Source organism: Telluria sp. ZB4P36, assembly GCF_059685865.1.
Genome location: NZ_JCASIE010000019.1, coordinates 94,078 through 103,167, shown reverse-complemented (window position 1 = coordinate 103,167; position 9,090 = coordinate 94,078). Strand labels below are relative to the sequence as shown.

7 protein-coding genes are annotated in these 9,090 nt (G+C 66.5%); 3 read left to right on the top strand and 4 right to left on the bottom strand.

Annotated features, from left to right (window positions below):
• Nucleotides 1–84 (top strand): IS3 family transposase (locus tag AC56LK_RS20760; protein ID WP_497186378.1); only part of this gene is annotated, 84 nt, incomplete at its 5' end.
• Nucleotides 85–131: 47 nt separating this feature from the next.
• Here AC56LK_RS20760 and AC56LK_RS20755 read toward each other — a convergent pair.
• Complete coding sequence (locus tag AC56LK_RS20755) at nt 132–2,465, bottom strand: xanthine dehydrogenase family protein molybdopterin-binding subunit (protein WP_497186373.1); 2,334 nt, start codon at nt 2,463–2,465, stop codon at nt 132–134.
• On the bottom strand, nt 2,422–5,610 hold the full coding sequence (locus tag AC56LK_RS20750; RefSeq protein ID WP_497186372.1) for a bifunctional diguanylate cyclase/phosphodiesterase: 3,189 nt from the start codon (nt 5,608–5,610) through the stop codon (nt 2,422–2,424). The genes AC56LK_RS20755 and AC56LK_RS20750 overlap by 44 nt, the downstream gene beginning before the upstream one ends.
• A gap of 187 nt (nt 5,611–5,797) precedes the next feature.
• Here AC56LK_RS20750 and AC56LK_RS20745 point away from each other — a divergent pair, with 187 nt between their 5' ends.
• The gene (locus AC56LK_RS20745; RefSeq protein ID WP_497186371.1) at nt 5,798–6,304 is read left to right on the top strand and encodes a DUF1993 domain-containing protein; all 507 of its coding nucleotides are present in this window, start codon (nt 5,798–5,800) and stop codon (nt 6,302–6,304) included.
• A 32-nt stretch (nt 6,305–6,336) separates the two neighbouring features.
• Here AC56LK_RS20745 and AC56LK_RS20740 read toward each other — a convergent pair whose 3' ends face one another.
• Together AC56LK_RS20740 and AC56LK_RS20735 are read right to left on the bottom strand one after the other, a co-directional pair.
• Nucleotides 6,337–6,537, bottom strand: coding sequence for a DUF1289 domain-containing protein (locus AC56LK_RS20740; protein ID WP_497186370.1), 201 nt, complete (start codon nt 6,535–6,537; stop codon nt 6,337–6,339).
• Nucleotides 6,518–7,087 (bottom strand): DUF1415 domain-containing protein, encoded by a 570-nt coding sequence (locus AC56LK_RS20735; RefSeq protein WP_497186369.1) that lies wholly within the window; start codon nt 7,085–7,087, stop codon nt 6,518–6,520. Before AC56LK_RS20735 ends, AC56LK_RS20740 begins: the two co-directional genes overlap by 20 nt.
• A 334-nt stretch (nt 7,088–7,421) precedes the next feature.
• Here AC56LK_RS20735 and AC56LK_RS20730 point away from each other — a divergent pair, with 334 nt between their 5' ends.
• Nucleotides 7,422–8,747, top strand: a complete 1,326-nt coding sequence (locus AC56LK_RS20730; protein WP_497186368.1) for a transglycosylase SLT domain-containing protein — start codon at nt 7,422–7,424, stop codon at nt 8,745–8,747.
• Nucleotides 8,748–9,090 lie beyond the last annotated feature (343 nt).

Genomic DNA, 9,090 nt, shown 5'->3' with positions numbered 1-9,090 from the left:
AGGTATTACAATAATGACCGCATCAAACTCAAACTAAAAGGCCTGAGTCCCGTGCAGTACAGGACCCAGGCCATGGGCGCTTAACGACTTAACGTCCAACTATTTGGGGTCAGTTCACTTTGCCGCCCACCCTACGCCAGCCGCAGCGGCAGGCTGCGCAGCCGCTGCCCGGTGAGCTTGAACACGGCGCTCGCCACCGCCGGCGCGACCGGCGGCACCGCCGGCTCGCCCACGCCCTCGGGATGGGCGGCGCTCGGCATCACGATGGTCTCCACCTGCGGCGCCTCGTGCATGCGCAAGACCGGGTAGTCGCCGAAGTTCGACTGCTGCACCCGTCCATGCTTGAAGGTGATCTCGCCGTGCAGCGCGGCCGACAGCCCGAACAGCACGCCGCCTTCCACCTGCTGCGCGACGATGTTCGGGTTCACCGCCAGTCCGCAGTCGATCGCGCACACCACCCGGTGCACGCGGATCTGCTTTCCCTCCACCGAGACTTCGGCCACCTGGGCCACCGTGCTGCCGAAGGAGCGGTGCAGCGCCACCCCGTGGGCGCGCCCGGCCGGCGGGAGGCCGGCGCGCGCCACCGCCGCGTCCAGCGCCGCCAGCGCGCGCGGATGATCGCGCAGCAGCGCGCGCCGGAAGGCGACGCCGTCGCGCCGCGCCGCGTGCGCCAGCTCCTCGATGAAGCTCTCCTTGAAAAAGGCATTGTGTGAATGCCCCACCGAGCGCCAGTAGCCGAGCGGCACCGGGCTGTCCACGATCACGTGGGCGATGCGCTGGTTGGCGATCGCATACTGCATGTCGTACGCGCCTTCGGCCGTGGACTTGTCGGGCCCCACGCCCGGCAAGCCGAGGTTGCGCGGGAAGTACTGGTGGCCGATGGCGCCGCTGGCCGACTTGCTGTCCCAGGCCAGGATGCCGCCTTGCGCGTCGAGGCAGGCGCTGAAGCGCGCCAGCGCGGCCGGGCGGTAGACGTCGTGGGTGGTGTCGTCCTCGCGCGTCCAGATCAGTTGCACCGGGCGGCCGTCCAGCGCCATGGCGACCGTCACCGCCTGCGCCACCATGTCGGCTTCCAGGCGGCGCCCGAAGCCGCCGCCCAGCAGCATGAGCTCGATCGCTACGTCGGCGCGGTCGACGCCGGCCACGCGCGCCGCCACGTCCACCGCCACGCTCGGCACCTGGGTCGAGGCCCACAGGCGCACCTTGCCGTCCACGACCTGGGCGGTGCAATTGATGGGTTCCAGGGCCGCGTGCGCCAGGAAGGGTGCGCGGTATTCGGCCGTCACCGTCGTGGCCGCGCCCTGCACGGCCTGGCTGCCGGTCTCGTGGTAGACGTAGCCGCTGTCGTCATCGAGGGCGCGCGCGAAGTCCGCGAACACCGATGCGCTGGACAGCTGGTCCACCTCGCCGATGTTCCAGCTCACCGGCAGCGCCTTCACGGCCTGCTGCGCCTGCCACCAGCTCGTGGCGACCACGGCGACGCCGACGCCCATGCCGCTGCGCGCGTCCGTCAAGCCTGGAATCGGCACGATTTCCAACACGCCCGCCATGGAGGCGATCTCGCCCGCTTCATGCCCGATGAGCGTGGCGCCGACGACCGGGGCCATCTTGACGGCCGCGTACACCATGCCGGGCACGCGGGCGTCGATGCCGAAGCGCGCGCTGCCGTCGGCCTTGGCGCGGCTGTCCAGGCGCGGCAAAGGCTTGCCGATCAGGCGGAATTCGCGCGGCTCCTTCAGGCGCACGTCGCCGGCATCGATGCCGGCTCCCGCCCGCGCCGCCTCGCTCGCCAGCGCGCCGTAGCCGGCACGGCGCCCGTCGGGGTGCAGCACGAAGCCGTCTTCGGTGCGCAGGCGCGCCAGCGGCGTCTTCCACTGCCGCGCCGCGGCCGCGAGCAGCATGGCGCGCGCCACCGCGCCCGCCTCGCGCATCGGCATCCAGGCGTCCTTCACGCTGGTGGAGCCGCCGGTGAACATGATGCCCAGCTCACGCCCCAGCTTGGCCATCAGCCACTGGGCGCCCTGGCGGGTGCTGCCGGCATCGTCCGGGTGGAAAGGGAGGTTTTCGCGCAGCATGGTGAGGTTGGCGAAGATCTTGTCGATCGGGGCCTGGGCGATGCGCACCGCGCTCAAGGAGACGTCCAGCTCCTCGGCCACCAGCATCGGCAGCGCGGTGTGCACGCCCTGCCCCATCTCGCTGCGCGGCACCACCACCGACACCGTGCCGTCCGGCGCGATGGCGATCCAGCCGTTCAGGGCGACCGCAGCGCCGAGCGCCAGCGGACTGGCGCCATGCAGGCGCTGGCGCGGCGGCTGCAGGCCCCAGCCGACCAGCAGGCTGCCGCCGGCGAGCACGCCGCCCAGCAGGAAACCGCGCCGCGAGAGTCTGCGCCTGGCGGCAGCCTTCCTTTGCGGTGCCGCCTCAGGCTTCGCTTCGTTCGGATACTCCAGCCCCGGTCGATTCATCGTGTCCCTGCACTTGTCCCCAACGCGACAGTATATCGTCAGGCGCCGCCGGGCGGCCATACAGGTAGCCCTGCGCCAGGCGGCAGCCGTGGCGCTGCAGGAAAGCGGCCTGCGCTTCGTTCTCCACGCCTTCGGCCACCACCGACAGGTTCAGGCTCTTGCCGAGCTGGATGATCGCCACCGCGATCGCTTCGTCGTCGGCATCGGTGGCGATGTCCTGAATGAAGCTGCGGTCGATCTTCAGGGTCTGGACCGGCAACTGGTTCAGGTAGGCCAGCGAGGAATAGCCGGTGCCGAAATCGTCGATCGCCAGGCCGACGCCGACCGCGCGCAGGTCGTTGATGTATTCCAGCGCATCGCCCGTGTTCATGATGACCGATTCGGTCACCTCCAGCTGCAGGCGTCCGGCCCCCAGGCCGCTCTCGCGCAGCACCGCCGCCACGGTCGGCGCGATGCTGCCGCGCTCGAACTGGCGCACCGACAGGTTCACCGCCATCTTCGGCACCTGCAGGCCCGAGCGGTCCCACCGGACCATCTGGCGGCAGGCCTCGGCCAGCACCCACTGGCCCAGCTGGTTGATGAAACCCGTATCCTCGGCCACCGGGATGAAGCGCGCCGGACTGACCTGCCCGAGCTCCGGGCTGTTCCAGCGCACCAGCGCCTCGACCCCGACCAGGCGGCCGCTGTCGATGTCGACCTGCGGCTGATAGTGGAGATGGATCTCGTGCTTCTCGATCGCGCGCCGCAGCAAGGCTTCCAGGCGCAGGCGCTCGACCCCCTCGCCGCTCATCGAGGGCGCATAGAACTGGTAGCCGTTGCGGCCGCGCGCCTTGGCCTGGTACATGGCGATGTCGGCGTTCCGCACCAGCATGTTCAGGTCGGTGGCATCCTGGGGGAACAGGCTGATGCCGACGCTGCCGGTGACGAACAGCTCGTGGCCGGACACGGTGAAGGGCTGCTCGAACAGGGTCATCAGCTTGGTCGACACATGCCCGGCGCCGAAGTTCCCGTCGACGTCTTCCAGCAGCACGATGAATTCGTCGCCGCCCAGGCGCGCCAGGGTGTCGCCCTCGCGCAGGCAGCCGGCCAGCGCGCTTGCCACCTGCTTGAGCAGCTCGTCGCCCACGTGATGACCGAGGGTGTCGTTGACGTTCTTGAAGCGGTCCAGGTCGATGAACAGCACCGCCAGCTGCTGGTCCTCGCGTGCGGAACGGATCATCGCGTGCTGCAGGCGGTCGTGGAACAGCAGCCGGTTCGGCAGCGCGGTCAGCGGATCGTGGTGGGCCAGGTGGTCGAGCTTGTCCTGGGATTCCTTGACCTTGGTGATGTCGCTGAACACGCAGACGTAGTGCGTCACCTCGTCCTGGTCGTTCTGGACGCTCGAGACGGTGAGCGATTCGAGGAATCCCTCGCCGTTCTTGCGGGTCTCCCACAGCTCGCCGCGCCAGAAGCCGGTGTCGGCCAGGTCATGCCACAGCTGCTGGTAGATGGCCGGCTCATGGCGGCTGGCGCGCATCAGGCTCGATAGCTGGCCGAGCGCCTCACGCTCGGTGTAGCCGGTGATCTGGGTGAAGGCCGGGTTGGTGGCGACCACACGGCCGGTCGCATCCAGCACCACCACGCCGTCGGCGATGTGCTCGAGCACCGTGGCGGACAGGCGCAGTTTTTCCTCGGCCAGCTTGCGTTCGGTGATGTCGGCGAACACCCAGATGCTGCCCTCGTTGGGGCGTGCGGCATCGAGCGCGCAACCGCTCACCAGCAGCCAGAACACCGAACCGTCGCGGCGGCGGAACTGGATCTCCTCGCCGTTGTCCGGGCCATGCGCGATCTTCGGGTACTTGTCGAGCCACAGGCGCTCGTAGCCGGCGCGGCCCGGGAACAGGATCTCGGTGGCGCGGCCCGGCATCTCGCCCTCGAGGTAGCCGAACAGCTGTTCGGCACGGCGGTTGGCCGAGACGATGCGGCGCTCGCGCACGAACAGCACGCCGAACATCACGTTGTCCAGGATCGCGCCCTGCTCGGTGAGCAAGGCCTCGATGCGCATCTCGTCGTGCTTGCGTTCGCTGATGTCGTAGATGATGCCGTCGACGCGGAAGTCCTCGCTGCCCCACTCGCCCAGCGGCTGGCCGCTTTCCAGCACCCAGCGCTCGATACCGCCGGCGTCGATGATGCGGTACTCGATTTCGTAGGCGCTGCCGGCGGCAAGCGCATCCCTGGTTGCGCGGCGCTGCATGCGCCGGTCTTCCGGATGGACGATGTCGCCCCAGTCGTCGGTGGTGGCCAGCATGAAGCGCTCGGCCGGATAGCCGGATATCTCCTCGATGGCGTCGCTGACGAAGTCGATGTGGCCGCCCGGACGGGCGCGGAACACGGCGCCCGGCACCTGGGTCACGATGGTGCGGAACTGCTCTTCCCGGCGGGCGATGTCGGCGAACAGCTGGCCGATCGCCGTGCGCATGCGTTCCATCTGGCCGCCGAGCCGCCCCAGTTCGTCATCGGCCGGCAGCACGAGCGGAGTGTCGAAGTCGCCGCGCGCAAGGCGGTCCGAAAAGCCGGTGAGCGTGCGCAGCGGCGACAGCAGGCGGCGCCTGAGCAGCAGCCCGATCAGCAGCAGCGACACCGCCAGCTGGATCGCCAGCACCACGGCGTAATTGCGCTGCTTGGAGCGCAGATCTTCCTGAAAATGGTGGTCGCCCATCTCGATGGCCACCTGGCCGATCTTCTGGCCGCGCACCATGATCTCGCGCTCGGCGCGATACAGGCGGACGCCGGCGGGGACCGGATTGTGGCGGCTGATGAAGTCGGCCTGGGCCAGGTCGCGCACTTCGACGCGCACGATGGCGGGATCACGCACGAAGGAATCGACCAGCGCACGCGCCGCTTCTGTATTCATGTCCCATAATGATTCCTGGACGCCCAGGGCCAGGATGTCGGCGTTGCGCTGCAGGGCGTCGTTCAGCGTGTGGACGGTCGCCTCGTGTTCCTTCACGCCGATCAGGAAATAGCCGCCCACCACCGCCGGCACGGCCAGGCCGCCGAACACGACCAGCAGCAGCGCGCCGTAGATCGAGCGGCCGTAGAGCTTGCGCAGCCTGGCGAACAGGCCGCGGACTGGCGCTGGGAGTGAAAAACGTCGCAGGGGCATCGGTGTCGGGCCTGTCCCCGCCGCCTGGCAGGAATTATTATTTACTTTTGGCAATAGCTACGGCCTGATTATGCATCGTGGATGACGAAGCGTCAGCAAATTGCATGTTGCGCAGCGCGGCTTGCGGTGGCAGTGTCGGCAGGACGCGACAAGACTTGTTATGATTGAATCTTTCGGAGGAGTATCTATGAGCCTGTCAATGTATTCCGCATCGGTTCCGGTGTTCCAGAAAATGCTGCGCGCCCTGGGAGGGGTACTGGAAAAGGCCGAAGCCCACGCCCAGCAGAACAAGATCGAGCCGGCGGCACTGCTGCAGGCGCGCCTGTTCCCGGACATGTTCCCCTTGATCGGCCAGGTCCTGATCGCCACCGACTTCGCCAAGGGCGCGAGCGCGCGCCTGGCGGGCCAGGAAGTGCCGCGCTACGAGGACAACGAACAGAGCTTCGCCGAACTCCAGCAGCGCATCACCAAGACCCTCGGCTACATCGAAACGCTGCCGCGTGAAGCTTTTGACGCGGCCGGCGAACGCGCCGTCACCCACGGCGCCGGCGAGCGCGCGCGCCACTTCGAGCGCGGCGACGACTACCTCACCGGCTTCGTGCTGCCGAACTTCTTCTTCCACGTGACGACCGCGTACGCGATCCTGCGCCACAACGGGGTGCCGATCGGGAAGCGCGATTACCTGGGTCTTTGATACAGGTAAGCTGGTCGGCCGGGCCGGCCGGCCTAGGTGTTCCTGCGCGGGTAACCCTGCGCCAGGATGCGTTCCCAGACCCGCTCCTTTTCCTCGGCGCTCATCACCACCCACTGCGATACTTCGGCCACGGTGCGCCCGCAGCCGCGGCAGATCTCGTCGAACGTGGTCGAACACACCGCCACGCAGGGCGTGTCCGGACGCTCCGCCGGCTTAGCGCGCTGGTCCGACATCGAGCTTGTCCCAGCCTTCGTGGCCGAGCGTTTCCATGGTATCGATGTTCTTCTCGAAGATCTCGGCCGCCTCCGGGAAGGCCTCGACCGCACGGTCGATGCTGTCCTCGCGCAGCAGGTGCAGGATCGGATACGGCGCGCGGTTGGTGTAGTTCGCGATGTCGTTCGGGTCGGTATCCGCGAACTGGTAGTCCGGATGGAAGCTCGCCACCTGCAGTTCGCCGTCGAGCTGCATGTCCTCGACCGCCGCATCGGCCACGTCCAGGAATTCGTTGTAGTCCTCGAAATCGCTCAGCACGAAGGGATGGATCAGCAGGGTCGTGTCGACCTGCTCGGCCGGGGTATCCGACAGGTGCTGCAGCTCGTCCATGAGCTGCTCCAGCAGCGCTTCCGGCGTGGTCGCGGCCGAGACGACGTAGCGCACCTGCTCCTTCACATAGACGGATTTGGCGAAGGGGCACAGGTTCAGGCCGATGACGGCCCGTTCCAGCCAGCGGCGGGTGGCGGCGACGATGGCGTCGTCGTCGGCATTCGGGTTTGCAGTACTCATGGGTGACAACTCAAAAAAAACGCGCAGTAGGCGGAAGCCGGATTGTACGCACACTTTGCGCGCCCTCATAGATTGACACCCCCTGGAAGCTAGGCTAGCCATGAAACGGACGAGCAAAACGAGGCTCCCTCCAGCACCGGCCATCCGCAGCATCCCGCCGCGATTTCGCCTGCATCTTCCGGCAATATCCGTTTTCATGATGTCAATTTTTAGAAATGAATTGCAGCAAGAAATTTGTAACGATCGGGACATATGCCTTGACTGACTCAAGCATGACTACGTACACTGCCCTCTTGACCAGTACGTTCGTTCTCGAACGCAACATTGGAAAGCGATGCACGACATGATCCGCAAGACTGTAGCGACTGCCGCGCTGGCACTGCTGGCCACCTCCCCGATCACCCATGCGATGGACAACGCGCCCGCCGGCGCCGCACCTGCCGCCGCCGTACTCAACGCCCGTACCGCCGCGCCGCTGACGCCCGGCCTGCTGAAGGTCGACGAGTACAAGGAAACCGACGTCTGGGGCCGCATCCGCAGCGGCTACGCCATCCCCGACCTCGACAACAGCCTGGTCGCACGCCACACCCAGGCCTACAGCGCACGTCCGGACAGCCTCAAGCGCATCTCGGGCCGTGCCTCGCCCTATCTCTATCACGTGGTGCAGGAACTGGAAAAACGCAGCATGCCGACCGAACTGGCCCTGCTGCCGGTGATCGAGTCCGGATTCAACCCGCAAGCCCTGTCGACCGCGAATGCCGCCGGCCTCTGGCAGTTCGTGCCGGGCACCGGCAAGGACTACAACCTGAAGCAGAACATGTTCAAGGACGAGCGCCGCGGCGTGCTGGCCTCGACCGATGCGGCGCTGAGCTACCTGCAGCGCCTGTACACGATGTTCGGCGACTGGCAGCTGGCCCTGGCGGCGTATAACTGGGGCGAAGGCAACATCCAGCGCATCATCAAGAAGAACCAGGCGCTCGGCAAGGGCACCGACTTCGACAGCCTGGCCGAGCTGATGCCGCTTGAAACCCGCAACTACGTGCCGAAGCTGCAGGCGGTCAAGAACATCGTCGCCAACCCGGCGCAATACAACGTCGCCCTGCCGGCGATCGAGAACCAGCCCTACTTCACCGCCGTCGACAAGACCAGCGACATCGACGTCGCCGTCGCCGCCCAGCTGGCCGAAATGTCGCTCGACGAGTTCCGGGCGCTGAACCCGCAGTTCAAGAAGCCGGTGATCACCGGCGGCGAAAAAACCAAGATCCTGCTGCCGAAGGAAAACGCCGAGAAGTTCCACCTGAACCTGGCCCAGTGGGGCCGCGAACTGTCGACCTGGACCACGCACAAGATCACCGGTGCGCGCGTCTCCATCGCCTCGCTGGCATCGAAATTCGGCACCACCCCGGAAGTCATCCGCCAGGCCAACAACATCCCGGCGAAATCGACCCTCAAGGCCGGCTCCACCATCCTGGTGCCGAAGGCCTCGGCCTCGCAAGCCGGCGACATCGCCGAAAACATCATCGAGAACGCGGTGGTGGCCTTCGAAGCCGAGCGCAGCCCGCGCGTGAAGGCCTCGGCCTCGCGCTACAAGGCCAAGGCAGCTACGTCGAGCAAGAAGCGCATCTCCCGCAACACCTCGTCCAAGCGGAAGCAGCGCTGAAGCGCACTGCAACACGCCCGCCGCGTTCGCACAACTGTGCGAACGCGTGCAGACTTTTTCAAACTCCTGTATAGTGTCGTTTGTGCGCTGCAATAGCAGGTCCGAACAGACAGGATCCAGCAGTTCACCACAGCAGTACCCAAGCAGCATCGCAAGCCTGGCGATACGTTTATCGCCCTCCTGAAAAGCCCTCCCGCCCTGTGTGTCAGCACCAAGACACCGTCCCGGCGCAAAGCTTTTGTGCCGAAATTTCTTTCATTTCTGAGTCATTTCGTAGTGTTGGTTCGCGTTGCTATTTTGCGCTCGTCGTTTCGACACGCGCGATCATGATTTATTCCGAAAG

What these genes read in the sequence shown, in the direction of transcription:
- AC56LK_RS20755 (WP_497186373.1), bottom strand. Translation starts at nt 2,465, where the DNA reads ATGAATCGACCGGGGCTGGAGTATCCGAACGAAGCGAAGCCTGAGGCG.
- AC56LK_RS20750 (WP_497186372.1), bottom strand. Translation starts at nt 5,610, where the DNA reads ATGCCCCTGCGACGTTTTTCACTCCCAGCGCCAGTCCGCGGCCTGTTC.
- AC56LK_RS20745 (WP_497186371.1), top strand. Translation starts at nt 5,798, where the DNA reads ATGAGCCTGTCAATGTATTCCGCATCGGTTCCGGTGTTCCAGAAAATG.
- AC56LK_RS20740 (WP_497186370.1), bottom strand. Translation starts at nt 6,537, where the DNA reads ATGTCGGACCAGCGCGCTAAGCCGGCGGAGCGTCCGGACACGCCCTGC.
- AC56LK_RS20735 (WP_497186369.1), bottom strand. Translation starts at nt 7,087, where the DNA reads ATGAGTACTGCAAACCCGAATGCCGACGACGACGCCATCGTCGCCGCC.
- AC56LK_RS20730 (WP_497186368.1), top strand. Translation starts at nt 7,422, where the DNA reads ATGCACGACATGATCCGCAAGACTGTAGCGACTGCCGCGCTGGCACTG.